The sequence below is a fragment of the Ensifer sp. GW823-FHT05D09 genome (assembly GCF_058795755.1).
The window spans coordinates 1,005,619-1,030,797 of sequence record NZ_JBXAIA010000001.1 but is presented as its reverse complement, the minus strand read 5'-3'; the positions used below and the strand labels follow the sequence as shown (position 1 = coordinate 1,030,797).

Annotated in this window: 26 protein-coding genes; 16 read left to right on the top strand and 10 right to left on the bottom strand. The window is 62.9% G+C overall.

Features of this window, described 5'->3' with window-relative positions:
* Positions 1 to 338 precede the first annotated feature (338 nt).
* The 3 genes from AC1Q80_RS05065 (at position 339) to AC1Q80_RS05055 (ending at position 5,036) form a co-directional block, all read left to right on the top strand.
* Positions 339 to 2,672: a glucose/quinate/shikimate family membrane-bound PQQ-dependent dehydrogenase gene (locus AC1Q80_RS05065; protein ID WP_492359788.1), complete on the top strand. Its 2,334-nt coding sequence runs from the start codon at positions 339 to 341 to the stop codon at positions 2,670 to 2,672.
* A 105-nt stretch (positions 2,673 to 2,777) separates the two neighbouring features.
* Complete coding sequence (locus AC1Q80_RS05060; RefSeq protein WP_492359787.1) at positions 2,778 to 3,242, top strand: hypothetical protein; 465 nt, start codon at positions 2,778 to 2,780, stop codon at positions 3,240 to 3,242.
* A 93-nt stretch (positions 3,243 to 3,335) separates the two neighbouring features.
* Entirely contained in the window at positions 3,336 to 5,036 is a 1,701-nt protein-coding gene (locus tag AC1Q80_RS05055) for an ABC transporter ATP-binding protein (RefSeq protein ID WP_492359786.1), read from the top strand.
* Here the strand turns inward: AC1Q80_RS05055 and bla are convergent.
* Entirely contained in the window at positions 5,033 to 5,923 is an 891-nt protein-coding gene (gene bla, locus AC1Q80_RS05050) for a class A beta-lactamase (protein ID WP_492359785.1), read from the bottom strand. The genes AC1Q80_RS05055 and bla overlap by 4 nt on opposite strands.
* A gap of 393 nt (positions 5,924 to 6,316) precedes the next feature.
* Here bla and AC1Q80_RS05045 point away from each other — a divergent pair, with 393 nt between their 5' ends.
* The 4 genes from AC1Q80_RS05045 to AC1Q80_RS05030 all read left to right on the top strand — a co-directional run bounded on the left by AC1Q80_RS05045 (position 6,317) and on the right by AC1Q80_RS05030 (position 9,058).
* Positions 6,317 to 7,183 (top strand): alpha/beta fold hydrolase, encoded by an 867-nt coding sequence (locus AC1Q80_RS05045; protein ID WP_492359784.1) that lies wholly within the window; start codon positions 6,317 to 6,319, stop codon positions 7,181 to 7,183.
* A 105-nt stretch (positions 7,184 to 7,288) separates the two neighbouring features.
* Positions 7,289 to 7,702: a MerR family transcriptional regulator gene (locus AC1Q80_RS05040; RefSeq protein ID WP_173419328.1), complete on the top strand. Its 414-nt coding sequence runs from the start codon at positions 7,289 to 7,291 to the stop codon at positions 7,700 to 7,702.
* 260 nt (positions 7,703 to 7,962) lie between these two features.
* The gene (locus tag AC1Q80_RS05035) at positions 7,963 to 8,466 is read left to right on the top strand and encodes a GNAT family N-acetyltransferase (protein ID WP_173419327.1); all 504 of its coding nucleotides are present in this window, start codon (positions 7,963 to 7,965) and stop codon (positions 8,464 to 8,466) included.
* 67 nt (positions 8,467 to 8,533) lie between these two features.
* Complete coding sequence (locus AC1Q80_RS05030) at positions 8,534 to 9,058, top strand: DJ-1/PfpI family protein (protein ID WP_412728329.1); 525 nt, start codon at positions 8,534 to 8,536, stop codon at positions 9,056 to 9,058.
* A gap of 12 nt (positions 9,059 to 9,070) precedes the next feature.
* On the opposite strand, the gene AC1Q80_RS05025 is transcribed toward AC1Q80_RS05030, so the two are convergent.
* The 4 genes from AC1Q80_RS05025 to AC1Q80_RS05010 form a co-directional block, all read right to left on the bottom strand.
* Entirely contained in the window at positions 9,071 to 9,745 is a 675-nt protein-coding gene (locus AC1Q80_RS05025; protein WP_209787100.1) for a nitroreductase family protein, read from the bottom strand.
* Positions 9,746 to 9,820: 75 nt separating this feature from the next.
* Positions 9,821 to 10,735 (bottom strand): c-type cytochrome, encoded by a 915-nt coding sequence (locus AC1Q80_RS05020; protein ID WP_492359783.1) that lies wholly within the window; start codon positions 10,733 to 10,735, stop codon positions 9,821 to 9,823.
* Between the two features lie 166 nt (positions 10,736 to 10,901).
* The gene (locus AC1Q80_RS05015) at positions 10,902 to 11,348 is read right to left on the bottom strand and encodes a c-type cytochrome (RefSeq protein ID WP_173419323.1); all 447 of its coding nucleotides are present in this window, start codon (positions 11,346 to 11,348) and stop codon (positions 10,902 to 10,904) included.
* 212 nt (positions 11,349 to 11,560) lie between these two features.
* Positions 11,561 to 12,196: a LysE family translocator gene (locus AC1Q80_RS05010; protein WP_492359782.1), complete on the bottom strand. Its 636-nt coding sequence runs from the start codon at positions 12,194 to 12,196 to the stop codon at positions 11,561 to 11,563.
* A gap of 132 nt (positions 12,197 to 12,328) precedes the next feature.
* Here AC1Q80_RS05010 and AC1Q80_RS05005 point away from each other — a divergent pair, with 132 nt between their 5' ends.
* Entirely contained in the window at positions 12,329 to 13,024 is a 696-nt protein-coding gene (locus tag AC1Q80_RS05005; RefSeq protein WP_173419321.1) for a helix-turn-helix transcriptional regulator, read from the top strand.
* Here the strand turns inward: AC1Q80_RS05005 and AC1Q80_RS05000 are convergent.
* Positions 12,990 to 13,874 (bottom strand): metallophosphoesterase, encoded by an 885-nt coding sequence (locus tag AC1Q80_RS05000; RefSeq protein WP_492359781.1) that lies wholly within the window; start codon positions 13,872 to 13,874, stop codon positions 12,990 to 12,992. The two genes, AC1Q80_RS05005 and AC1Q80_RS05000, sit on opposite strands and share 35 nt — an antisense overlap.
* A 121-nt stretch (positions 13,875 to 13,995) precedes the next feature.
* The gene (locus AC1Q80_RS04995) at positions 13,996 to 14,598 is read right to left on the bottom strand and encodes a superoxide dismutase (protein ID WP_112808371.1); all 603 of its coding nucleotides are present in this window, start codon (positions 14,596 to 14,598) and stop codon (positions 13,996 to 13,998) included.
* Between the two features lie 221 nt (positions 14,599 to 14,819).
* Here AC1Q80_RS04995 and AC1Q80_RS04990 point away from each other — a divergent pair, with 221 nt between their 5' ends.
* Positions 14,820 to 15,158, top strand: coding sequence for a hypothetical protein (locus AC1Q80_RS04990; RefSeq protein ID WP_492359780.1), 339 nt, complete (start codon positions 14,820 to 14,822; stop codon positions 15,156 to 15,158).
* 192 nt (positions 15,159 to 15,350) lie between these two features.
* Here AC1Q80_RS04990 and AC1Q80_RS04985 read toward each other — a convergent pair whose 3' ends face one another.
* A complete protein-coding gene (locus AC1Q80_RS04985; protein ID WP_173419317.1) occupies positions 15,351 to 16,232 on the bottom strand; it encodes a branched-chain amino acid aminotransferase in 882 nt (293 codons plus the stop codon).
* Between the two features lie 159 nt (positions 16,233 to 16,391).
* On the opposite strand from AC1Q80_RS04985, the gene AC1Q80_RS04980 reads away from it, so the two are divergent.
* From AC1Q80_RS04980 to tam, 4 genes are all read left to right on the top strand, one after another.
* The gene (locus AC1Q80_RS04980; protein ID WP_492359867.1) at positions 16,392 to 17,432 is read left to right on the top strand and encodes a zinc-dependent alcohol dehydrogenase family protein; all 1,041 of its coding nucleotides are present in this window, start codon (positions 16,392 to 16,394) and stop codon (positions 17,430 to 17,432) included.
* A gap of 112 nt (positions 17,433 to 17,544) precedes the next feature.
* Entirely contained in the window at positions 17,545 to 18,105 is a 561-nt protein-coding gene (locus AC1Q80_RS04975) for a phosphatase (protein ID WP_492359779.1), read from the top strand.
* A 179-nt stretch (positions 18,106 to 18,284) separates the two neighbouring features.
* Positions 18,285 to 18,947 carry a haloacid dehalogenase type II gene (locus tag AC1Q80_RS04970; protein WP_492359778.1) on the top strand — a complete coding sequence of 221 codons (663 nt, stop codon included), beginning with the start codon at positions 18,285 to 18,287 and terminating at the stop codon, positions 18,945 to 18,947.
* Positions 18,948 to 18,959: 12 nt separating this feature from the next.
* Positions 18,960 to 19,733 carry a trans-aconitate 2-methyltransferase gene (tam, locus tag AC1Q80_RS04965; protein ID WP_492359777.1) on the top strand — a complete coding sequence of 258 codons (774 nt, stop codon included), beginning with the start codon at positions 18,960 to 18,962 and terminating at the stop codon, positions 19,731 to 19,733.
* Positions 19,734 to 19,786: 53 nt separating this feature from the next.
* Here the strand turns inward: tam and AC1Q80_RS04960 are convergent, their stop codons facing one another.
* On the bottom strand, positions 19,787 to 20,680 hold the full coding sequence (locus AC1Q80_RS04960; RefSeq protein WP_492359776.1) for a LysR family transcriptional regulator: 894 nt from the start codon (positions 20,678 to 20,680) through the stop codon (positions 19,787 to 19,789).
* Between the two features lie 140 nt (positions 20,681 to 20,820).
* Between AC1Q80_RS04960 and AC1Q80_RS04955 the strand changes: the two genes are divergently transcribed.
* The 3 genes from AC1Q80_RS04955 (at position 20,821) to AC1Q80_RS04945 (ending at position 24,205) form a co-directional block, all read left to right on the top strand.
* Entirely contained in the window at positions 20,821 to 22,002 is a 1,182-nt protein-coding gene (locus tag AC1Q80_RS04955; protein ID WP_173419313.1) for an MFS transporter, read from the top strand.
* Positions 22,003 to 22,090: 88 nt separating this feature from the next.
* On the top strand, positions 22,091 to 22,927 hold the full coding sequence (locus AC1Q80_RS04950) for an aldo/keto reductase (RefSeq protein ID WP_492359775.1): 837 nt from the start codon (positions 22,091 to 22,093) through the stop codon (positions 22,925 to 22,927).
* A 117-nt stretch (positions 22,928 to 23,044) separates the two neighbouring features.
* Complete coding sequence (locus AC1Q80_RS04945; RefSeq protein WP_492359774.1) at positions 23,045 to 24,205, top strand: MFS transporter; 1,161 nt, start codon at positions 23,045 to 23,047, stop codon at positions 24,203 to 24,205.
* Positions 24,206 to 24,214: 9 nt separating this feature from the next.
* Here the strand turns inward: AC1Q80_RS04945 and AC1Q80_RS04940 are convergent, their stop codons facing one another.
* Positions 24,215 to 25,123, bottom strand: coding sequence for a LysR family transcriptional regulator (locus tag AC1Q80_RS04940; protein ID WP_492359773.1), 909 nt, complete (start codon positions 25,121 to 25,123; stop codon positions 24,215 to 24,217).
* Between the last annotated feature and the right edge of the window lie 56 nt (positions 25,124 to 25,179).

Sequence of the window (25,179 nt, the reverse complement as noted above, 5' to 3'; positions counted from 1 at the left end):
CGTCTCGCCTGCGCGCCAGGCCTTGGCCTGTCATGCGACTGCCGAGGCGGCCGTGCCCGGCAGGCCGAGAAGCATCGCTCAGCTCCCCGGCGCGCAACTTCATTGCGGACACCTTAAATTTTTGCGCTGCGAAATTGCGGCTATTGAAAGGCAAGTCCGGCGCGTTAGGTGCTAGAGGGCGGGCCGTCGCGAGATTGGCCCAAGCCCGATCTGACGGCCGCGGCCTCCCTCGCGACCGCCGACCCCGAAACCGATTTTTCCCGCGTGGCCGTTCATCCGGGCCGCCCCAACGAAAAAGCCGTGCAACGGCGCCGTTCTTCAATTCGGGAGTTCCCACCATGCTTATTCTGACGGCCATCGTCTTCGCCCTGATCGGTATCGCGCTCGGCGGCGGCGGAATCGAACTCCTGATGCTTGGCGGCAGTCCCTATTATCTCATCACCGGTATCGGCTTCCTGCTGACGGCCATTCTTCTCTTCAAGCGCAACGCCGCCGCTATCTGGCTTTATGCCCTGATCATCCTCGGCTCACTCGCCTGGGCCGTCTGGGAAGTCGGGTTCGACTGGTGGCAGCTCGGACCCCGTGGCGGCATTATCGTGCTGCTCGGCCTGTGGCTGATGCTGCCGGCGATCCGTCGCCCGCTCGGCTTCGAGAGCCCGACCGGCGAACGCTATGCCGCCGGCGCGTGGCCGCTGGCGGTCGCCGTCCTCGCCTCGATCGGCATCGCCGGCTATTCGCTGACCCAGGATCCGCACGACATCCGTGGCGATCTGCCACGCGACGTGGTCGCCGCCAATCCGCCGCTCGGCGGCAACGTACCACCAGGCGAATGGCATCAGTACGGGCGCACGCCGTTCGGCCAGCGGTATGCGCCGCTCGATCAGATTACCCCTGACAATGTCGCGAACCTCAAGGTTGCCTGGCAATATCAGACGGGCGACGTCAAACGCCCCGAGGACGTGGGCGAGACCACCTATCAGGTGACGCCGATCAAGGTGAAGGACACGCTTTATGCCTGCACGCCGCACAACTGGGCGATCGCGCTCGACGCTGCGACCGGCGAGGAGAAATGGAAGTATGACAGCAACTCCGGCATGAACCCGGACCGGCAGCACCAGACCTGCCGCGGCGTCACCTATTGGGCCGATCCGGCGGCAACTGCCGGCGGCGTCTGCGCCGAACGGGTCTACCTGCCGACCTCCGATGCGCGGTTGATCGCGCTCGATGCGGCAACGGGCGCCGTCTGCACCAGCTTTGCCGACAACGGCGTGCTGCACCTCGAAAAGGGTATGAAGTACAACCCGGCCGGCTATTACTATTCGACCTCGCCACCGGTCGCCGTCGCCGGCAAGCTGATCATCGGTGGCGCCGTCAACGACAACTATTCCACCCAGGAACAATCCGGTGTCATCCGCGCCTTCGACATCAACACCGGCGCCCTCATCTGGAACTGGGACAGCGGCAACCCTGACGTGACGACGCCGCTGCCTGAGGGGCAGACCTACAGCACCAACTCGCCCAACAGCTGGTCGGTGTCCAGCTACGATGAAGGTCTCGGCCTCGTCTATATCCCGATGGGTAACCAGGTGCCGGACCAGCTCGGCATGGGCCGCAGCGAACATGTGGAGAAGTATTCTTCCTCGATCGTCGCGCTCGACATCAATTCCGGCGCGGTGCGCTGGGTGCGCCAAACCGTGCACCATGATCTCTGGGACATGGACGTGCCGGCACAACCGGCGCTGCTCGACATTACCAAGGACGACGGCACAGTCGTGCCGGCGCTCGTCGGACCGACGAAACAGGGCGATATCTACGTGCTCGATCGCAGGAGCGGCGAGCCGATCATCCCGATCGAGGAAGTCGCAGCTCCCAAGGGCGCGATCCCGGAAGATTTCACCGCGCCGACCCAGCCGGTCTCGGGCCTCACCTTCATGCCGGCACCTCTGCAGGAGCGGAACATGTGGGGCGTGACGATGTTCGACCAGCTCGCCTGCCGCATCTCGTTCCGCTCGCTGAAATACGAGGGGCGCTATACGCCGCCGTCGCTGGAAGGGACACTCGTCTATCCCGGCAATTTCGGCACGTTCAACTGGGGCTCGGTTGCGGTTGATCCGGAACGGCAGGTCATGTTCGGCATGCCGACCTACCTCGCCTTCACCTCGCGCCTCGTTCCGCGCGACCAGATCCCGCCGAAGGGCCAGGACGAAAAAGGATCCGAGCAGGGCCTCAACCGCAACGACGGCGCGCCCTATGGTGTGTTCATGGGGCCGTTCCTCGGCCCGCTTGGTATCCCCTGCCAGGCACCACCGTGGGGTTACGTCGCGGGTGCCGATCTCAGGACGGGCAAGATCGCCTACAAGCACAAGAACGGCACCGTCGAGGACATGACGCCCTTGCCGCTGCCCTTCAAGGTCGGCGTTCCCGGCATCGGCGGACCGATGATCACCAAGGGCGGCGTCGCCTTCCTCGGCGCGGCGGTGGACGATTATCTGCGCGCCTATGACCTGACGACGGGCAAGCAGCTCTGGGAAGCACGTCTTCCGGCCGGCGGCCAGTCGACGCCGATGAGCTATGCGGTCGGCGACAAGCAATATGTGCTGATCGTCGCCGGCGGCCACGGCTCGGTGGGCACCAAGCCTGGAGACTACGTCATCGCCTATACCCTGCCCTAGAGCGCGAGCAGGCACCCCTAATTCTCGCTATTGGGTTGTATTGGCAAGCTCCACACAAGCCACCGGAAGCAGCTTCCCCCGGACATAAGATTCCGGGGGATTCCCATGAAAATCGACAACAGCATCTCGAACTACTACTTCTCGCAGCGCCGCGCCCAATCGGGACCGGCCGCACCACTCGAAGAAAATGGCAGCACCGATGCCCGACCAAGACTGCCGCCGACCATTGCGCCGGCTTCCAGTTCAGCCTCGCTGTCCAACGCCTTCTGGATCAGCGCGACCCGGGAAGAGGAAGTCAAGCCTTCGATCGGAACCGGCGAACAGACGGCCTCAGGCGAATCAGTCGGCGATGAGTTCCTGAAACGCGCCAAGATGAGCTTCGCGGAGCAGATTCGCGCCCAGATCCTTGAGGCGCACGGCATCACCGAAGACGAACTCAAGGCGATGGACCCGAAGCAGCGCGAAGCGATCGAGGACGAAATCCGCAAGGCAGTCGAGCGCGCGATGGGCGTCGACCAGCAGCGCAATGATACCGCATCCGATATCGCCGACGGAAGCCCTGCAGCCTAAAATAAACTTGCCTATAATTTTCAACTTTTCCTTGAATCGACACCCCCGGCACGCGACATATGTCGCCCTGCCGATTCACAGGAGAACAGGGATATGCGTGACGATTGGCGCCTTGCGGGCGAACCGATGGCGGTTATTTTTGCTCGCTACTGGCGGACGGAGTGGCTCTCGATCCTGTTGCTCGTCGCGATCACGGTCCTGACCTCCCTGAGCTTTGTCGCTGGTCCGTATCTCTTCTCCAGACAGATCGACAGGCTGAACGACCCTTCCGTGTCCGTCATCGGCGGTTTCCTGCTCTATGCTCTGGTCATGGCGCTTTCGACGGCGATGCAGAACAGCCTCATGTATCTCGCGGCGAGCCAGGGCCAAGCGCTCGGCTTCATCGTCCGGACCGCCTTTTTCGATCGGCTGCTGACGAAGACCGGGGCTTTCTTCGTCGAGCACAATCCCACGCAGATCCAGCAGGCAGGCACTGGCGGCGAACGCGCGCTCAACAACATCTCGACCACGCTTCTCGGCGGTTTCATTCCTGGAACACTGCAGATTGGCGTGACGCTGGTCATGCTCGGTGCGACGATCAGCAACGAGCTCATCCTGGTGGCGCTGTTTTATGGCTGCATCTTCATCGGCCTGCGCTTTTACACCTCCAAGGTCGCCGCACGCCACATCGAAACTGCGATGAAAGCCTCGCAGGAAAATGCCAAGTTTACCGGCAACGCCATCAACGCGATGGAAACATTGCGGCACTTCCGCAGCGAGCGGTGGATGAACGCCCGTTTCGTCGAAAAGGAGGCAATCTCGCGTGACGGATGGCGCCGTTTCTTCGGCACCGAAGCGCTCGGCGGTGCTGCGTCCGCAGCCGCGTTGGGCCTGCAGCTTGGCGTTACCTTCGTTCTTCTCGTTCCACGTCTCGAGACAGGAGAGCTTTCAACCGGCGACCTCGTTCTTTTCAACATGCTGCTGCTTCAACTGAACTCGCCCTTCGAGATGATCGGACGGGCTGTCAGCACGCTGATGGAATCCAAGGCGCGTTTCGGCCCCTTTGCAGCCATGTGGCATGCGGAAGACGAAACCAATGCCCGCCATTCCAAAAAATTTGCGCCAAACGAGGGGCGCCTGACGTTCGACGGCGTCGGTTTTTCCTACGGCGAGAGCCGTGGTGTCGAAGCGCTGAGCTTCCAGGCGGAACGCGGGCGCATCACTTATCTGGTCGGCCCGACCGGCGCGGGAAAGTCGACGGCGTTCAAGCTGGTCTTGAAATCGATTGATCCCACCAAGGGTCGGATCGACGTGGACGGTCAGGATCTGGCTGACATTTCTCGCGCCGAATGGTTCGCAAAGGTTGGCGTTGTGCCGCAGGACATCGTGATGCTCAACGAAAGCCTTGCCACCAACATTGCGCTCGGCCGACCGCAGGATCATGACCGCCTTGTCGCCGCCGCCCGCAAGGCCGCCATCCTCGATTTCATCGAGGCTTTGCCCGCGGGCTTCGACACGTCAGTCGGCGAACGTGGCCTCAAGCTTTCGGGCGGCGAGCGCCAGCGCATCGCGATTGCCCGCGCACTCTACGACGACCCCGAATTCCTGTTTCTGGACGAAGCCAGTTCGGCGCTCGACGAGGCAACCGAGCGCGATATCATGGCGCATATCCGCGAAGTCTGCGGCCAGGTGACGGTAATCGCCATCACCCACCGCAAGAGCGTCATTGGCGTCGATGACCAGGTCATCCGGCTGAAGAAGTGGCGCACGACGGAGACCGCTGCGGCCAATGCCAACCTGGCGACCGCCGGCTAAACCATCTCCGCGGCCATCCGGCCGACATCGGCAAAGACGGTGTTCAGCTCGGCAAGCGGCGCCGTCGCCTCTGCGATATAGACCGCGACCAGCAACGGCCCCCGGCCCTCCGGCCAGACGATGGCGATGTCGGACGCCGAGCCCGTGGAGTTCGTTCCCGTCTTGTCGCCAACTCTCCAGCCCTTCGGCAGGCCGGCACGGATGCGCTGGTCGCCGGTCGTGTTGGCAACCATCCACTCGATCAGCAGCTTGCGCGACGGCTCGGTGAGTGCCGGCCCGAAAGCGAGAAGCCCAAGCGTTTCCAGCATCGCGGCCGGCGTCGTCGTGTCGCGCGGATCGTCTTTCCTGGCTTCGTTCAAGGTCGGTTCGTTGCGGTCGAGACGCGTGGTCTCGTCGCCGATCGTGCGCAGCCAGCCGGTCAGTGCCTGCGGACCGCCGAAGCTTTCGAGCAAGAGGTTCGCCGCCGCGTTGTCGCTCGTCGTCATCGTTGCGGCACAGAGGTCTGCGATCGTCATGCCCTCGCCGCCGATATGTTTCTCAGTCACCGGCGAATGGGCGATGATGTCCTTCTGCGCAACGACGATGCGGCGATCTAGCTTTTCGGCGCCCTGATCCGCGCGGGCCAGAACGAAGCCGGCGGCCAGCGTCTTGAAGCTCGAGCACATGGCGAAACGCTCATCCTCGCGGCAGCCGAAGGATATGTCGGTTTCCATGTCGAGGACGGAAACGCCGAGCCGGCCGCCGGTGCGCTTTTCGAGTTCGGCGAGCCGGGCATCGACATCATTACCGGCGGCAGCGGCGGCCTTTACGGGCGAGCCGAAGGCGATGGCCGGGTAGATCAGCGCGGAGCCGACGAGCAGTTGGCGACGATTGATGAGTAGCGACACGTGTTTCTCCGTCGTGCGCCGCGCACGCATGCCGACGCTCTAACTGACTGTTGAACAACAAGCATTCGGCCCGACGCTGAGCTGAGTCGAATGCTGCGCAGATCGCTAGGCGCCGATTGTGGCGTCCTTGTGCCACCGTCTTCGAATGCGGCTGACGGTCGGAATGCCTCAAGGTCGGCGCTTGCGGCTCGACCGTACTGGCTGGTATGAAGCCGCTTTAAAACAGGGATACCGATCCGTGCGCCTGATCCGTTAGCGACGCTCACCGGCATGAAAAACCACCGACGCCAAGGTCGCTTTGCGGCTTCATTTGGCGTGGACGCTTTTCTTGAAAGCCGATGAGAACGCCAACTGTTGAACCATCGTTCTCCGGCCCATTGCAGGATCCTATCCATGACGACGACCCATCCATCCCTGCCAAAAACCGGTCGCCTGCGCGCCGGTCCTTTCGAGCTCGGTTATCGCATAGAGGGAGACGGTACGCCGCTGCTGATCGTCGGCAGCACCGTCTACTATCCCCGGACATTCTCACAGCATCTGCGCCGGCGGATGAAGCTCCATTTCATCGATCACCGCGGCTTCGCGCCGGTACACGCGGCCTATTCTCCCGATGATATTGGCCTCGAAACGGTGCTCGACGATATCGAACGCATGCGCCAGCATTTCGGCCTCGATCGCTTCGCCATCCTCGGCCACTCCGGCCATGGCTACATGGCGCTCGAATATGCCAAGCGCCATCCGCAGCGCGTCAGCCATGTGATCATGGTCGGCACCGGGCCGAGCCATTCCGCTGGACACATGGCACTCGCGGATCGACGATGGGAAGAACTCGTAGCACCGGAACGCAAGGCAGTGTTCGAACGCGAGATGGCTGCGCTCGGTGCCGATATCGCCGCGCGCCCCGAGGAGCGGTTCAAGTCGCTGCTGATCCGGCTCGGCGCCAAGAGCTGGCACTCGCCCGACTTCGACTCGGCACCGCTATGGCGTGATGTCACCGTTAACAACCCCGTCTTCGACCATCTCTGGGGCGAGGTGTTTCGCGACATCGATATCCGCAAAGGGCTCGACCGGCTTACCATGCCGGTGCTCCTGGCACTCGGGCAATTCGACTATCTCGTTGCACCGGCCGGGACCTGGGACGCCTATCGCGGGGATTTTGCAGACCTGACGATCCGCATGTTCGAGAAGAGCAGCCATACGCCGCAACTGGAAGAGAGCGATCTCTTCGACGAGACGCTGCTGTCCTTCCTCGCACGTTGAACGGACGACCAAAGGGAGAGGCCTAACCGGCCTTTCCTGCCCCATTGACGGAAATTGCAGAGCGATTATCTAATGCTCCAGAAGCTATAGGTTTGGAGCACGAGCATGTATTCGATCGGCGATCTCTCCCGCCGCACCGGCGTAAAAATCCCAACGATTCGCTACTACGAGCAGATGGGGCTGATCGCGGCGCCGGAACGCTCGGAGGGCAACCAGCGGCGCTACGAGAAGCGCGAACTCGAACGCCTCGCCTTCATCCGCCATGCGCGTGATCTCGGGCTGTCGATTGAATCGATCCGCGATCTGCTGGCATTAAGTCAACACCCGGAGCGCCCCTGCGGCGAAGCCGACCGTATCGCCAAGGAACATCTGGTCACCGTTCGCGAAAAGATTGCGCAACTGCAGAAGCTGGAGCGCGAACTCGAACGCATCGTCGCCTGCAACGGCGACCACACGATCGGCGACTGCTACGTCATCCGTGCGCTTGCCGATCATTCGATGTGCGGGACCGATCACTGAACTTCGGTTCGGGACAGCGGACTAAGGGCGACTTCGAACATCGGCCTCCTGACCTGTCCCCAACCGAGCGCAAGAATCCCCGTTGACAAACGCTCGGAAACGGACAATCTAAGCACATGATCAAGAGCGCACCCATCTGCCGCGTGTATTTTTGGCTGTTCCCATAGGAGCGGCCTGCTGATCATATTCAACAAGGCCGCCATCAGGCGGCTTTTGTTTTTCACGGCACCTGATGGCAAGAGAACCATGAGGAGCCGACAATGCTACAGACCGCCATCCCCTCTCTCCATCCGCTGCCATCGACGCGCCCGCCGATGGTGACGATCCGTTGTGCCAAGCAGCGCGACCTTCCGGAACTGCGCGAAATGATCGCCGAGCTCGCCGCCCATCATGGCGACGCCGCCCCGATCACGCCCGAGCAGCTCGAGCGCGACCTCTTCGGCCGCAGCCCCTGGATCACGGCGCTTGTCGCCGAAGCCGGCAACCGGCTGATCGGCTACGCCATCCTCGTGCCGGTCTACCGGGCAGCGGAAGGCGCGCGCGGCATGGAACTGCATCATCTCTTCGTGCGCTCCGACAATCGCGGCACCGGCATCGGCCGCCACCTCGTCGCCAAGGCCCGTGAGCAGGCGAAGATGGCCGGTTGTGATTACCTGTCGGTCAGCGCCGCCACCGGCAATTTCAAGGCGCATCACTTCTACGAATCCGAACGCTTCGTGCCTCGTCCGGTGACGGGCATGCGCTATATGCAGAAACTTGGCTGAGGACGAGACGATGCGGCTTGCAATCGTGCTGCATGAAGGCTTTGCGGACTGGGAATGCGCGCTGTTGATGGCGACGGCGCGCGCGCACCTTGGGGTCGATATCGAAGTCGCCACCCCTGATGGCGCGCCGGTGATGTCGATGGGCGGCCTCGATGTCTCCGCCCATCTGTCGATCGACGCACTCGACCCCGCGGGCTTCGACGGCCTGGTGATCTGCGGCGGCGCGATCTGGGGTACCGCCGACGCTCCCGATCTCGGCGGGACGATCCGCTCGTTTCACCGGGAGAAGCGGTTGGTTGCGGCAATCTGCGGCGGCGTCGATGCACTGGCTTCGAGCGGAATTCTCGACGCCATTGACCACACTGGTAACAGTGCGGACAGTCTTGCCTCGCTCCGTGGCTATCACGGCCACGGCCGTTATCGCGATCAGCCGCAGGCATGCAGCAGCGACCGCGTCGTCACCGCGGCCGGCACCGCACCCGTCACCTTCGCAGTCGAAATCTTTCGCGCGCTCGGCCTAGGCTCACCCGAACTCGACGGCTATGCGGCACTGCATGGCCACGAGCATGCGGCCGTGACGACAGCCGCCTGAGCGGCCCGGCCATCAAAGCCAAGTCGAAATCTGCTCAAGCGGCTTTTTCACCTTGCCTGCGACCGGCACGGTCGCATCGGGCGCGGGATAACCGACCACCAGGATCAGGAACGGCTTCTCACTCTCCGGCCTACCGCAGATGTCGTTGAGGAAGTTCATCGGTGCCGGCGTGTGGGTCAATGTCGCGAGGCCCGCGTGGTGCAGGGCAGTGATCAGGATACCGGTGGCGATACCGACGCTTTCGTTGACGTAGTAGTTCTTCTTCATGTCGCCCGGATTGGGACCGCCGCGTTTCTGCGAGAAGATGGCAATGAGATAGGGTGCCGTCTCCAAAAACGGCTTTTCCTCATCGGTGCCGAGCGGCGCCAGCGCATCGAGCCATTCCTGCGGCGCCTTCTGCTGGTAAAAGACGCGCTCCTCCTCTTCGGCCGCTTCGCGCACCTTCCTCTTGATGTCAGCGCTTTCGATGACCGTGAAATGCCAGGGCTGGTGGTTCGCGCCGCTTGGGGCGGTGCCTGCCGCCAGCAGGCAGGTCTCGATCACGCCGCGTGGCACCGGCCGTTCGCTGAAGTAGCGCGTGGTGCGACGACGGTTGACGTCCTCGTAGAACTGCGACGCCCGCACCGCCATCTCCTCGGGGCTGCGCTCGATCCATTGGTCGTAGGGCAAGGTCTCATGGGTGCGCATCGTCGATCTCCTCCTCTTTCCGGGAAGAGTTAGAGCGCGCCGGCGGCCCGGAATCAACCAGGTCCTCCCTGCCCTTCAAAGGGCAGGAATGGCCTTGAGGTAGGCGGCGATCGCCTCGCGATCGGCGGCAATCAACTTCGCCATGTTCTTCTGAACTTCGACCATGGAACCGCCAACGGAATCGAATTCCGGCGTGAAGCCGGTTTCGAGATAGGAGGCGATGTCGGAGGCGCTCCAGCCACCGATGCTCTTCGAACCGGGCGTGATATTGGGGATGCGTCCCTCGCCTTCCGGGTTCGGCGCGCCAGCCAGCCACTGTGCCGGCTCCAGACCGCCAAGCGCGTTTCGCGGCGTATGACACTCGCCGCAATGGCCTGGCCCTTCGACCAGATACTGGCCGCGCGCCAGTTTCGGATCGGCGCCATCGATGGCGACGCGCGGCGTGTCGGTGAGGAACAGCAGCTTCCAGCCACCGAGTGCCAGCCGGATGTTAAAGGGGAACGGCAGCTCATGGCCGGGCGCGACATCGCTCGTCTTGGGCAGCGTCTTCATGTAGCCCCAGAGATCATTGATGTCCTTCGGGGTCATCCGCGCATAGGAGGCATAGGGGAACGACGGATAGAGATGCTCGCCATTTCTCCCGACGCCGCGCGTCATCGCATTGCCGAATTCGGCAAGCGTCCATGAGCCAATCCCTGCCGTTTCGTCCGGCGAGATGTTGGGCGCGTGAAAAGTGCCGAACGGGCTCTTCAGCGGCGCGCCACCGGCAAGAACGAGCCTCGCATCGCCCTCACTGCCCGGCTTGGCATGACAGCTGACACAGCCGCCAGCCCAGAAGATCTGCCCGCCATTGGCCAGATCCGGTTCACCCAAACCTTCCCAATGATCCGCAGGCCAGGGCGCCGGCTTCGTCAACCACCAGAAAGCCGCACCGCCGACGAGGCCCAGAAACACGATGCCCGAGACAAGCTTTCTAATTCGTCGGCCCATCAAGCTGCCTTTCAACTGCACACTCTTGAATTCGTGAGCTTCGCTCACACTCCATATAACGCGGCAAGCCGCAACCGTCGTGAGGTTCCAGACGTCACGACAACAGTTCAGCGCGCCGGCGAAAGCCGGCGCGTCATCATCAGTTCTCTGGGAAGACGACCTATTGTCAGTTCTTCTTCACGCGATAGATCTCGTGGCAGCTGCCGCAGTCCTTGCCGAGAATGCCCATGGCAGCGCCGACGCCGGCCTGATCAGCTGGAAGCTGGGCGAGCACGGCGTCCGTGTCAGAACCAAGCTTGGCGGCCTTGGCTTTGAAATCATCCATGTTTTCCCAGATCTTCGGGCTTGCTTCCGTCTCCATGCCGGTTTCGGAGCCAGCGGGGAAATGGTCCGGGAACACCTTGACCGTTTCGGAGATGGTCGTCAGCGACGCCTTGACGATCTCGGCATCATAGGGCTTTTCGCCCTTGGCGATGCCACCGAGCGCACCAGCAGCCTTACCAACCTTCTTCATCAGTTCCTGACGAACCGCCTGCGGTTCGTCAGCCGCAGTCACGGCTGTAACGCCAAGCCCAGCGAGGGAGGCGGCAAGCAAAAGAGCGCGTATCTTCATCGTGATCTCCCGGTCATTCGAATCCGCTTCTGCGGCCTTCGTGTTGAATGCGCCGGCATGATGGCATTTTAGCTATTCGACGGAAGTAACATTTTTTTGATGTCCTTGTCGCATCAGCATAATTCGAAACGGACGAGGCTATTGACAACCATCCCGTCTGATCCCTTCTTATAACATGAATATAATAATCATGTTTATACTTTGCCCTTCAATCATCCAGCTGCCCAGCCCTGCCAGACCGTGAGTGCCGCCACCAATACGAGGATGATGCCGGCCACGCGGCCGATCAAGACGGTGGCACCGGGGCTCCCAACGAGGAAATCACGGCCGCGACCGGCGGCGAGCGCCAGGCCGCCGTAGACGGCAAGCTGGGTCACGGCGATCATCACAGCCATAACGGCGGCCTGCGACCAGACCGGCCCGAATTGGGGTTTGAGAAACTGCGGATAGACCGCAAGCATGAAGAGATAGGCCTTGGGATTCATCAAGCTGGTGAGTGCGCCCTGACGAAAACTCGCCCAGCGCGACAGCCGGCCGATGCCATCGATACCGCCAATGGTGATGGAACTGCGGACAAGGGAATACCCGATCCAGGCGATGTATGCGGCGCCGCCGACCAATAGAACATTGAAGAGCTGCGGCACGAGATGAAGGATGACGCTGACCCCGAGCGCTGCATAGAGTGTGTGCAGCACGCCGCCCGCCATGATGCCTGCGGTCGCCGACAGGCCGGAGGCCCGGCCGCCCGTCAGCGAGTTCGCCAGAACGAAGATCATATCCATGCCCGGCACGATAATGATGCCGAAAAGAAGGGTGAAGAAAAGCCAGAGGTTTTCAGTGTAGCTCATGTCAGTTGTCCGAGGTCCGTTCTATCGTTGCCTGAGCGGATTGCTTATTTTTCAATCCGTTGTCGGATGTTATAACCGCCGGCAACTGACAGGGTCTTGTCAGGAGCGTTTTGAAATGGTGGAGTTTTTTCGATGCGCAAGGCCTCGCGCCTGTTCGAGATCATCCAGATCCTGCGGCTCGCCCGAAAGCCGGTGACGGCGGCCGAAATGGCCGCGACGCTGGAGGTGACGCCGCGCTCGATCTACCGCGATATCGCAGCTCTTCAGGCCATGCGCGTACCGATCGAGGGCGGGCGCGGCATCGGCTATATTCTTCGCCCCGGTTTTGACCTGCCGCCGCTGATGTTCTCGATCGAGGAAACCGAGGCGATCGTGCTCGCGCTGGCGCTGCTGGCGCGCACCGGCGACGAGGAACTGAAGGCGGCCGCCGGCCGCGTCAACCAGAAGATCACCGGAGCTGTGCCGGAACCCCTCAGGCTTGCCTTTCGCAACCAAGCGCTGCATGCCTGGGGAACGGTGGCACCGTCCCCCGCCGGCATCGATCTGGCGCTGGTGCGCCGGGCGATCCGGGATGAGCGCAAGCTTGGCGTCGACTATCGCGACGAACTTGGCCGCGCCACCGAACGCACGATCCGGCCGATCGCGCTGATCTACTACTCGGAAACCGCCAACATCGTCGCCTGGTGCGAACTGCGCCAGGCGATCCGTAATTTCCGCGCCGATCGCGTCGAACATTGCGAAGCGACAGACGATTTCTTTCCCGGCGAAGGCGAACGCCTTCGGGATCTCTGGATCAGCGGCTGGCGGACGCAGCCAGGCGGGGCCTGACGGTGGTCAATGCCAGGGTTCGATCCGTTTCGCGGCCATAGCCGCGGATTTCCAATCGGTCCGCATGGATCTCGACGATCGCATAGGCTGTCGTATCGGGGGTTTCGACCATGCCCTTGATGTTGACGAAATGGGTGCCGTCGACGATGCCGTAGTTGCCGTCGTGGTTGTGGCCGCAGAAATAGGCGGCGACGTTTTCGAAGCGGCAGAAAAGGTCGACGATGCGTTCGCTGTCCCACATGTTGTGGGCATTGGGCGGATAGACGGGATAGTGGCCCATCACGACAACCTGCTCGCCGGCAGCTTCCGCCCCGTGCAACACCTCTTCCAGCCAACCGAACTGCTCATCGCCAAGTGCTGCATTCCAGGGCTGGGCGTTGTCGGCCCCTTGCGCTTTCAACGTGTAGATCCACCTCTCGGCGACGGTAAGACGCGGATCGCCCGGTGGTGGGGCGAAGAGGCTGACCTCATTGCCATCGATCAGCACGAACCGGAAGCCGGCCGCCGCAAATGTCTGATAGGGGCCAGGCATGCCGACCCGGGCGAAGACCTCGTCGAGCCGCTCCGGCTCGACGCGGAAATCATGATTGCCGAGCAGGAAGTGCGTGGGATGACGGAGCTTGTCGTAGAGCGGCAGGATGGCATCGAAGCTCTGCCAGTCGCGATCGATGATATCGCCGAGCGTCACCACGAAAGCGAGATCTTCGGCGTTGAAGGTTTCGATCGCTTCGGCGAGCTTCGTCAGGCTGTTGGCATAATAGCGGCCGAGGATGAGGTTCGGTTCCACGGCGGCGTATTGCGTGTCGGCGATGACGCCGAAGCGGAGGAGAGGCTGTGTGACTGCGTGCATGGCGCCCTTCCCTAGCGCCGTGCGATGACACTTTGGTGACGGCGGCGCCTGCCGCGCGAACCTCGCCGAACGAAAAGACCCGGCGCAAGCGCCGGGTCCCGAAATCGAATGGTGGAGAGGCTTACTTGGAAGCCGCTTCGTACATTTCCAGCACGTAATCCCAGTTGATCAGGCTGTCGACGAACGCTTCGAGGTACTTCGGACGCGCGTTGCGATAGTCGATGTAATAGGAGTGCTCCCAGACGTCGACGCCGAGGATCGGCGAAGCGCCGTGAACGAGCGGGTTTTCGCCATTCGGGGTCTTGGAGATTTCCAGCTTGCCGTTCTTGACCGAGAGCCAGGCCCAGCCCGAACCGAACTGGCCGGTGCCGGCAGCGATGAAATCGGCACGGAACTTGTCGTAGCCGCCGAGGTCCGACTTGATGGCCGCATCGAGCTTGCCCGGCAGGCTGGTGCCGCCGCCGCCCTTCTTCATCCACTTCCAGAAGTGGATGTGGTTGTAGTGCTGGCCAGCATTGTTAAACAGCGGCTGGTTGGTGCCATAGGACTTCTTGACGACTTCCTCGAGCGACAGGTCGGCGAGACCGGCTTCCTCGGCAAGCTTGTTGCCGTTGGTCACGTAAGCGAGGTGATGCTTGTCGTGATGATACTCGAGCGTCTCGCGCGACATGTAGGGCGCCAGCGCATCGTAGTCGTAGGGAAGGTTCGGCAATTCGAAAGCCATGTGGGCATCTCCTCTTGGCATGGGATTTCGTCAGGGAAATCTGTGAGCGGGAACATAGGCACCGGCCTTGACGGAGGCAACCGATGCAATGCCAAATTTTCCTCAACCCACGGAATATACTTTCAAGATCATTTTGAAAGCGGCCAAAGCCCGGGCACATTGGCGCCACGTTTGGCGGGCAGCGTGCGCGCACTGCAACCATTCGAGATTAAGGACTGAACATGCCGCATCGCCCGATCCTGACCCTTGCCCTTGTCGCCGCGACCGGATTTGTCGCGACCGGCGCCCATGCATCCTCCGGCGATGCCTGGGAGGAATTCCGGGCTGACGTTTCGGAAAAGTGCATCGCGGCTGCCCCTTCGCTCGACAAGCCGGTCGTCATCGTCGACCCGTTCGGCTCGGAGAGTTTCGGTCTGGCGCTGGTTTCCGGCAAGCCGAAGGGTGCAGAAAATGCCGTCACCCAGATCTGCGTCTATGACAAGCAGAAGAAGACGGTGGAAATCGGTGGCGAACTGGCAGGCGACACTGTCACGGTGGTGGCACCACCAGCCGACAAATAGCTCTGAGACCTTCGAAGGCCGCAGATCGATGGCGGCACGCGCAGAGCCGGTGTCGATCGAGGGGCCGAGGCGTGCATGACGATGTTGCACAGCCTCGAAACCGCGATCGCGGCACGGGCAACGTGGCCCGCGCCGAGCGTTGGCGGCCGCCTATTCTTGATCGGCCTTTTTTTTGCGAAGGCCGACCAGTCCTCAGCCGTCCTGGCTGGAATGCGCCCAATCCATGTAGAGATCGCGTGCCTTGGCAGCGATCGGGCCCGCCTGCAGGTCGCGATCATCAAGGCGGGTCACCGGCAGGACCTTGGAATAGTTGCCGGAGGTGAAGATCTCGTCGGCGGCTTCGAAATCGGCCATCGACAGCGTCGCCTCGACGACCTCGAAACCGGCCTCGCGCAGCAGCGTCATGACGCGGAAGCGGGTGATCCCGGCAAGGAAGGTGCGGTTGGCGGCCGGCGTGAACACCACACCATCCTTGACCAGGAAGACGTTGGACGAGCCGGTCTCGGCGATGTTGCCGAGCATGTCGCGCACCAGCGCATTGTCGAAGCCGCGCGAGCGGGCCTCAGTCAGGATGCGGGCATTGTTAGGATAGAGGCAACCGGCCTTGGCATCGGTCGGCATGGATTCGAGAGTCGGCCGGCGGAATGGCGAGAGCGTCAGTGACGAGCCGCCATGGCCATTGCCCATCGGCGCCTCGAAAAGGCAAAGCGCAAAGCGTGTCGATTCCGGATCGATGGCGACGACGCCGGCCGCGCCATGCTCGGCCCAGTACATCGGCTTGACGTAGAGCGCCGTCTGGCCGTCGAATTTCTTGGCGCCTTCCCAGGTCAGCGCCTCGATCTCTTCCGACTTCATCGTCGGTTTCAACCCAAGCGCCGTTGCCGAGCGGTTGACGCGCTGGCAATGCAGGTCGAGATCCGGCGCGATGCCGTCGAAGAAACGGGCGCCGTCAAACACGGTCGAACCCAGCCACATGGCGTGGGAGGTCGGGCCGATCAGCGGCGGATTGCCCGACAGCCATTCGCCGTCGACAAAGGTCCAGGTCACTGATCGGGGGGATGTATCGACGGCCATCGGCGTCTCCTTCACGTTTTGTCTTCCGTATCTTCCGCCATAGCTCGAAAAAACAGCATGGGGGTGAATGGGTACATCAAAAAATGTCATGGCGTCCATTCTGGAACGGCCGGAAGCCGCATGCCAGAATACCGGCCGACAGCCAAGGAGCCTGCCCCGATGAAAGCCATGTACTACGACGCCTTCGAGAAGACGCCCGAGATCCGCACGCTTCCCGATCCGACGCCGACCGAGAATGGCGTGGTCGTCAAGGTCGAGGCGACGGGTTTGTGCCGTTCCGACTGGCATGGCTGGATGGGGCACGACGCCGACATTCGCCTGCCGCATGTGCCGGGCCATGAACTCGCCGGCATCGTGACCGCCACGGGGCGCGGCGTCATGCGCTACAAGGTTGGCGACCGGGTGACGGTGCCCTTCGTTTCCGGCTGCGGCCGCTGCGGCGAATGCCGCTCGGGCAACCAGCAGGTCTGCGAGGCGCAGTTCCAACCGGGCTTCACCCACTGGGGCTCCTTTGCCGAATATGTGGCGCTTGACTTCGCCGACCAGAACCTCGTCCACCTGCCGGAAAGCATGGACTTCAAGACCGCCGCAAGTCTCGGCTGCCGGTTTGCCACATCGTTTCGCGCCGTCGCCGACCAGGCGCGCGTCAAGGGCGGCGAGTGGGTGGCGGTTCACGGCTGCGGCGGTGTCGGCCTGTCGGCAATCATGATTGCCGCAGCGCTCGGTGCGCACCCGATTGCGATCGACATCTCCGAAGAAAAACTCGCCTTCGCCAGGAGGCTCGGCGCGGTTGCCACGGTCAACGGCCGCGACACGGAAGATGTTGCAGGTGCGGTGAAGGAAATCACCGGCGGCGGCGCCCATGTCTCGATCGATGCGCTCGGCAATCCCGTCACCTGCTTCAACTCGATCAAGAACCTTAGGCGACGCGGCCGCCATGTGCAGGTCGGCCTGATGCTCGGCGACCATGCGACGCCCGAAATCCCGATGGCGCAGGTGATCGGCCATGAGCTCGAGATCTATGGCAGCCACGGCATGCAGGCCTGGCGCTACGATGCCATGCTGTCGATGATCGCCAGCGGCAAGCTGCAGCCGCAGCAACTGATCGGTCGCGAAATCTCGCTCGAAGAAGCGATCCCTGCCCTCGTCTCGATGGACCGCGCTAGCGATCTCGGCATCAGCGTGATTACCCGGTTCTAGCCGGCGCATCCCAAAGCCTGTTTGCTTTTGGTCACGGATGCGATTTTGCCCTTAAGTCGAAACCGGTTTCAGGGCAAAATCATCGCAGCAAGAATCACGACGAGGTCCTGTCATGGCGCTAGCGGCAGCTGCCACCGGGGAAGAACTCTACAGCCCTGTCCTGCAAGCCAATCCGGCCCATCCGAACGGATGGCCGATCCGGATGATCATCAGTTCACAGACGGAGGCACGGCACAATCGGGCACTCTGGGCGCCGACACACCTGATCTCGATGCGGGCGCCGGCGAGCCGGCTTTTGTCGATGATCGACCTGCCGCCGGAAAGGCATCTCGAGCTTTATTTCGGCGACGCCACCGATCCCGATGCGCCCGATGCCGCGCGGCCGGACGCGATCGACGCGGCCTTCAACTTTGTCGACGGCTTGCCTGAGGATGCGCATCTGCTGGTTCACTGTCTGCGCGGCATCGGTCGCGCGACGGCGCTCAGCCTCGGCATTCTCGCCCGCTACCTGGCCCCCGAAGAGGCAGCTGCGGCGTTGCATGCGCTCCGGCCGGAGGCGAAGCCGAACCGGCATGTGGTCGGTCTTTGCGACACGGCGCTCGGGCTGAAGGGCAAGCTTGCGAAACAGGCCCTGCGGTTCCCCGCGAAAGTCTGGAAACCCGGCAAAGGCTGATGCTGACGGCGCAATGTCGTTGTGCAATGCACAAATCTTTGACATGATCGCGCAAAAGAACTGACTTCGCAGCGTGCCTCCACCGGTACAATGCGGTAAGCCCTTGTTTTCGGATGCGCATTGGCGGGATCAGAAATCCCATTCGCCGCGTAGCCGAAGATGACGGACGGGAGGAAAGCATGTCCCACGCGGCCTATGTGTTCGATGCCTATGGCACGCTTTTCGACGTGCATGCGGCGGTTCGGCGCCATGCCGCCGAGATCGGCCCGGACGGACAGGCCTTTTCCGAACTCTGGCGCGCCAAGCAGCTCGAATATTCCTGGGTGCGTTCGTTGATGGGCGCCTACCAGGACTTCTGGCAGCTGACCGAGCAATCGCTCGACTACGCCTTTTCCCGGTTTCCCTCCGCCGACCGCAAACTGAGGAAGCCGCTGCTCGACGCCTATTGGACGCTCGATTGCTATCCTGAAGTTCCCGCCGTTCTGAAGGGATTGAAGGAGCGCGGAGCGCGGCTTGCAATCCTCTCAAACGGTTCTCCCGATATGCTGGCCGCGGCCGTGCGCAATGCCGCGCTCGAAATCGTCATCGATGACGTGTTCTCGGTCGACACGGTCAAGACCTACAAGGCGGCACCAGCGGCCTACGATCTCGTCACCACCCGCTACCGGCTTTATCCGCATGCGGTTTCCTTCCAGTCGTCCAACCGGTGGGACATTGCAGGTGCGACGAAGTTCGGCTTCCGCACGGTCTGGATCAACCGGGCGGATATGCCCGACGAATACCTTGACCAGGGGCCGGCCCTGATCCTGCCTTCGCTTGAAAGCCTGCAATTCGGTATTTGAGGATCTGTCTCCATGGCTTGGTCGGCGTCGCAGTATCTGAAGTTCGAAGACGAGCGCACACGGCCGGCGCGTGACCTGCTGGCCCAGGTTCCGGACCTGCCGCCGGGGCCGGCCTTCGACCTCGGCTGCGGCCCCGGAAACTCGACCGAGCTCATTCATCAGCGGTATCCGGGCGCCTCCCTTTCCGGGCTCGACAGCGACGAGAACATGCTGCTCGCTGCTGCCAAGCGGCTGCCGGGCCTGACCTTCGAGAAGGCGGATCTCGCCACCTGGGTGCCGCCGAAAGGCGCCTCGCTGTTCTTCGCCAATGCCGTGTTCCAGTGGTTGCCGGGTCACCTCGACATTCTTGAAAGGCTGACCGCTTCGCTTGCGCCCGGCGGCACGCTTGCGGTGCAGATGCCCGACAATATCGACCAACCGACCCATGTGTTGATGGAAGAGACAGCCCGCAGCCCTGAATTCACTGATGCCTTCGAAGGCCGGACGGTCCGCCGCAATCCGCTGCCGGCGCCGTCGGTCTATGTCGAGCGCCTGTCACGACATGCAGCCCATATCGATGTCTGGCACACGATCTATTATCACCGGCTGGCGAACGCCGAGGCGATCGTCGAATGGGTGAAAGGCACGGGCTTGCGCCCCTATCTCGACGCGTTGCCACTGGCGCGGCGCGACGCCTTTACAACCGCCTATACCGACCGGATCCGTGACGCCTACCCGGCCTTGAACGACGGCCGGGTGCTGCTGCGCTTTCCGCGATTTTTCATTGTCGCAGTCAAAGGCGACTAGCCCCGGTTTACCGGAGCTGGCCTGAAGCCCCGCAAGGCGTGGCAGCTCAGGTTTCAGATCCGGTCTGCCAGGAAGTCGATGAAAGCGCGGATGCGGGCGGCGAGATGTTCGTGGCCGGCATAGACGGCGTAGACCGTCTCGATCTCGTCGGGTCGATAATCCTCCAGCAACGCGACCAGGCGGCCCGCCGCCAGATCCGGTTCGGCGTGAAAACGGCCAATGCGGCCGATGCCGACGCCGGCGAGGCAGAGTTGCTGAACGATGGCGCCGCTCGATACCTGCAGGTTTCCAAAGACGGACAGGAGCTCGACCGAGCTCTGCCCCGGGGCACGAAAGGCCCATTCGTCGACGCTGCGGCGGAAATTGAAGCGAATGCAATTGTGATTTTCCAGATCGGCCGGCGTCTGCGGGACACCGTGTCTGGCAAGGTAGGCCGGAGAGGCGATCACCACCGGCCGGCTTTCCATCAGCTTGCGGGCCTTCAGCGAGGAATCACGCAAAGGGCCGGTCCGGATCGCCACATCGGCCCGTTCGCCGACCACGTCGATGAGGCTGTCCGTCAGGGTCAGATCGAGGCGCACCTCCGGGTAGCGCTCGAGAAACTCAGGTGCAAGCGGCAGGATGTAGCGCTCGCCGAAGCCGACCGAGGCGTTGACGCGCAAAAGCCCGCGGGGAGACAGCCTGCCACCGGCCGCCACCAGTTGCTCGGTCTCGGCGATCTCGGTCAGGATGCGCTGGGCGCGCTGCAGGTAGACTTCCCCCTCCGGCGTCAGTTGCAGGGTACGGGTCGAGCGCACCAGCAGGCGCGTGCCCAATCGGTCCTCGATCCGGGTGACCAGCTTGCTGACGGCGGACGGCGATAGCCTCAGCCGCCGGCCTGCGGCGGAGAAGCTGCGCGTTTCGCAGACGGCGACAAAGACCTCCATTTCACCGGCACGGTTGTCCATCAATCACCTTTGAATTCAATTCACAGACGTTTATCCGATTATACGGATTATCGCGCAAGCTCTCCACCCTCATATTCCCCCTCGAACACATCAACGCCAAAACGCCCGGTCCTCCCAGCCGGACGGGAAAAGGTCTTGCCATGCCCATTGCGCTCTTTGCATTGACGATCGCGGCCTATGCGATCGGAACCACCGAATTCGTCATCGTCGGCCTGCTGCCGACGGTTGCCGACGATCTCCACATTACCCTGCCGCTTGCCGGCCTCATCGTCAGCGTCTACGCGCTCGGCGTCACTTTCGGCGCGCCCGTCCTGACGGCGCTGACCGGTCGGATCGAGCGCAAGCCGCTGCTCGTCGGCCTGATGGCGCTGTTCATCGTCGGTAATGCCGCCGCTGCGATGTCGCCAAGCTACGAGCCATTGCTGATTGCCCGCGTCATCTCGGCCTTCGCCCACGGTGTCTTCTTCTCCGTCGGTTCGACCATTGCCGCCGACCTGGTGCCGGAGGATCGCCGCGCCTCGGCCATCGCCATGATGTTCATGGGCCTGACGGTCGCCATCGTCACCGGCGTGCCGCTCGGCACCTGGATCGGCCAGACTTTTGGCTGGCGCGCCACCTTCTGGGCGGTGACCGGACTTGGTGTCATCGCGCTTGCGGCCATCGCGACGCTGCTGCCGAATACGCTGACCAAGGCGCCGCCGGCACGGCTGATCGATCAGGTGCGCGTCCTCGGCTCCGGCCGGCTGCTGATCGTCTTTGCCATGACCGCGCTCGGTTACGGCGGCACCTTCGTCGCCTTCACCTTCCTCGCACCGATCCTGCAGGAAATCACCGGCTTTTCCGCGGGCGCCGTCAGCCTTATCCTGGTGCTCTACGGCGTCGCGATCGCCATCGGCAACATCGCGGGCGGCAAGATCGCCAATCGCGATCCGGTGAAGGCTCTGGTCGGGCTGTTCCTGGCGCAGGCAATCGTCCTGGTGCTTTTCACCTTCACGGCAACGTCGCAGGTACTGACGCTGGTGACGCTGGCGAGCCTCGGCTTCCTGTCGTTCGCGACCGTGCCTGGTCTGCAACTCTATGTGGTGCAGCTTGCCCAGCAGCACCGCCCCGGCGCCGTCGATGTCGCCTCGGCGCTCAACATTGCCGCCTTCAACCTCGGCATCGCCATCGGCGCCTGGCTTGGCGGCGTCATCGTCGCCTCGTCGCTCGGTCTCGGCATGACGCCGATGGTCGGTTCTGTCCTCGTCGTCGGCGCGCTGCTCCTGACGGTTCTGAGCGGTACGCTCGACCGCAAGGCAGAAACCGTCGCTCAGCCGGCTTGACCACGCGGCCATCTGGCCCACCTATATGCTCGCCTCTTTCTCGCCCGGCCGCTGGCCGGGCGTTCTTTAGAAAACAAGGAGTTCCCCCATGCATTCGGTCAATTCCAACGGCGCCAACATTCCCGCGCTCGGGTTCGGCACCTTTCGCATGCCCGGTGCCGACGTGCTGCGCGTGCTGCCGGAAGCGCTGAAGCTCGGCTTCCACCACGTCGATACAGCCCAGATCTACGGCAACGAGGCCGAAGTCGGCGAAGCCATCCACAAATCGGGCGTCGCGCGCGCCGATATCTTCCTCACCACCAAGGTCTGGGTCGACAAATACGCCCATCGTGACTTCCTCGCTTCCGTCGACGAGAGCCTGACCAAGCTGAAGACCGACCACGTCGACCTGCTTCTCCTGCATTGGCCGGGTGGCAGCGACGTACCGATGGCGGAACGCATCGGCGCGCTGAACGAAGTGAAGAAGGCCGGCAAGGTCCGCCATATCGGCATCAGCAACTTCAACACCGCCCAGATGGAAGAGGCCGTGAAGCTCAGCGACGCACCGATCGCTACGAACCAGGTCGAGTATCATCCCTATCTCGACCAGACGAAGGTGCTCGACACAGCCCGCAAGCACGGCATGTCGATCACCGCCTACTACGCCATGGCCAACGGCAAGATCCCCAACGATCCGCTCTTGAAGGAGATCGGCGCGCGCCACGGCAAGACCGCAGCGCAGGTCACCTTGCGCTGGCTGGTGCAACAGAAGGACGTGATCACGCTCTCGAAGACGGCGACGATCGAGCGGCTGAAGGAGAACTTCGACATCTTCGACTTCGCGCTCGGCGATGGCGAAATGGCGGCGATCCACGGTCTCGCCCGTCCGGACGGTCGCATCGTCAGTCCCGACGGCCTGTCGCCGGCCTGGGACAAGGCCGCCTGACAATTGTTTGCCGATCCGCCGCCGGTCGAGTTCCCAACCGGCGGCGGATGATCTATGCAGATCCCCTTGGGGATATCTATGCAGATCTCCCGGGGACGCACTGTCTGGGAGGGGCCGATGACGTCGAAAACCGTTGAGGTGGGCGACATCGCTCCGGACTGGCCGGCGATCATCGCCGTCGTGTTGGGCGTCACCGCCTTTTCTGTCGCTCAAGGGCTCACCTATCCGCTGATCTCGCTGTCGCTCGAAGGCCGCGGCGTCTCTGCCGCCACGATCGGGCTCAATGCCATGGGGTTTGCCGCCGGCCTTGCCGCCGCGACCCTGCTGCTCGGGCGACTGACGAAACTCGCCTCTGCCGACAGGCTGATCATCGCCAGCCTCTGCGGCTGTTCGCTCTGCCTGGCGACGCTTGCATCCACGAGCGCGCTGCCGGTCTGGTTCATTGCCCGCTTCGCGCTCGGCTTCTTCGTCAGCATGGTGTTCATGCTGGGCGAAGCCTGGCTGAATACCGCATGTCCGGATCGACTGCGTGGCCGGGTCTCCGGCCTCTATGGCGCTGGCATGTGCGGTGGCTTTGCCGCCGGGCCGCTGGCGATCCCGCTTCTCGGCACCAGCGGTGGCCTCGGCTTCGCGCTGCTGGCGATCTACATCGCGCTCGTCGCTTTCCTCACCGGCCTTCTGACCATGGGTGCGCGCACGCGGCCGGAGCCGTCGTCGACGCGCGATCTCTTCGCCTTCTTCCGGCATGCGCCGATCCTGATCCTGATGGTGCTGATGTTCGGTTTCGCCGATATCGCGGCGATCTCGGCGATGCCGGTCTATTTCGTCAAGACGGGCCACAGCCAGGCCTTTGCGGCTTTGAGCGTGACCGTGCTTGCCGTACCGACTGCACTGGCGCAGCCCTTCGTTGGTGTCTTGCTCGACAAGCTACCCCGTCGACGCGTCGCGATCTCGGCTGCGGCGCTGGCGGCAACCGGTTACCTCGCCATTCCATGGGTCACGTCGCCGCCGCTGTTGCTGGCGCTGTTCGCGCTGATTGGCGCGGCCAGCTTTGCGCTCTATACCGCAGCGCTCACCATGCTCGGCGAGCAATATCGCGGCAGCATGCTGGTGGCGGGAAGTGCCGCCTTTTCGCTCGCCTATGCAGCCGGCAGTGCGGCCGGCTCCGGCGCCACCGGCTTTCTCATGGCACTGATCAACCCGACAGCCGGCCCGCTCGGCGTCGGCCTGGTGCTGGTCGTCTTCACGCTGATTTTCGCCATCGCCGGCCGAAGATAAGGGCTGCCGTCAGCTTCTGCAAAGCAGCGCGAGCGCCTCGCCAAAGACGCGGGCCGCCGGCCCAAGCGGCTCGTCGATCCGGTGCACGAGATAGGCCTCGGCGGTGACCTGGCTATTGCGACCGAGCGAGGCCGTCGGCAAGCGGACGAGCCGACCTTCGGCGAGATCCCGCTCCACCTGCCAGAGCGGCAACCGCCCCCATCCGAGCCCTGCCAGGATCAGCGCATGCTTGGTGTCCTGGCTGCTGACCCGGCAGGTCTGCGGCGAAAGCACGCCGAAGTCGCGTCCCTCTGAGCGTTGCGAGGGGTCCGACTGGACGATCTGCAGATGGTCGGCAAGCTCCGGGCTGCCGAGCACGCCATCGTCGGCGCCGAGACCGAGGGGATGATGGGCTGCAACGACTGCGATCAGATGCACATCCGTCAGCGCCTGCCGGCCGATCGCCGGATCGCGAAAATCCTCGCCGACCATGATGCCCAGCGTGAAGCGCCGCTCGATCAGGCCATCGAGCGGGGCACCGAGGGGCGCAACCGCCAGCCTGATGGAAACGGATGGATAGGCCACCCGCATTTCCTTCAGCGCCGCACCGATGGTTGCGATGGGGAACAGCGTATCGACGATCAGCGACAGTTCCAGTTCAACGCCCTCGCCGAGGCCGCGCGCACGCGCCCGCATGGCGTCTACACGCAGCAGGATATCGCGCGCATTGGCGAGCAAAGCCTGGCCCTCGGGCGTTAAGACCGGCCGATGGCCGGAACGGTCGAACAGGGAAACGCCGAGCCCTGCCTCGAGGTTGGCAATGGCATGGCTGACGGCGGACTGGACGCGCGAAAGCCTGATCGCACCGGAACGAAAGCTGCCGCTTTCGGCAACCACCACGAAGGTCCGCATCTGGTCGAGGGTCAGGACATCCAACATGATCGATATCATAGATCAGTTTGATGAAAATTATATCACTTTTTCAGATCGATTGA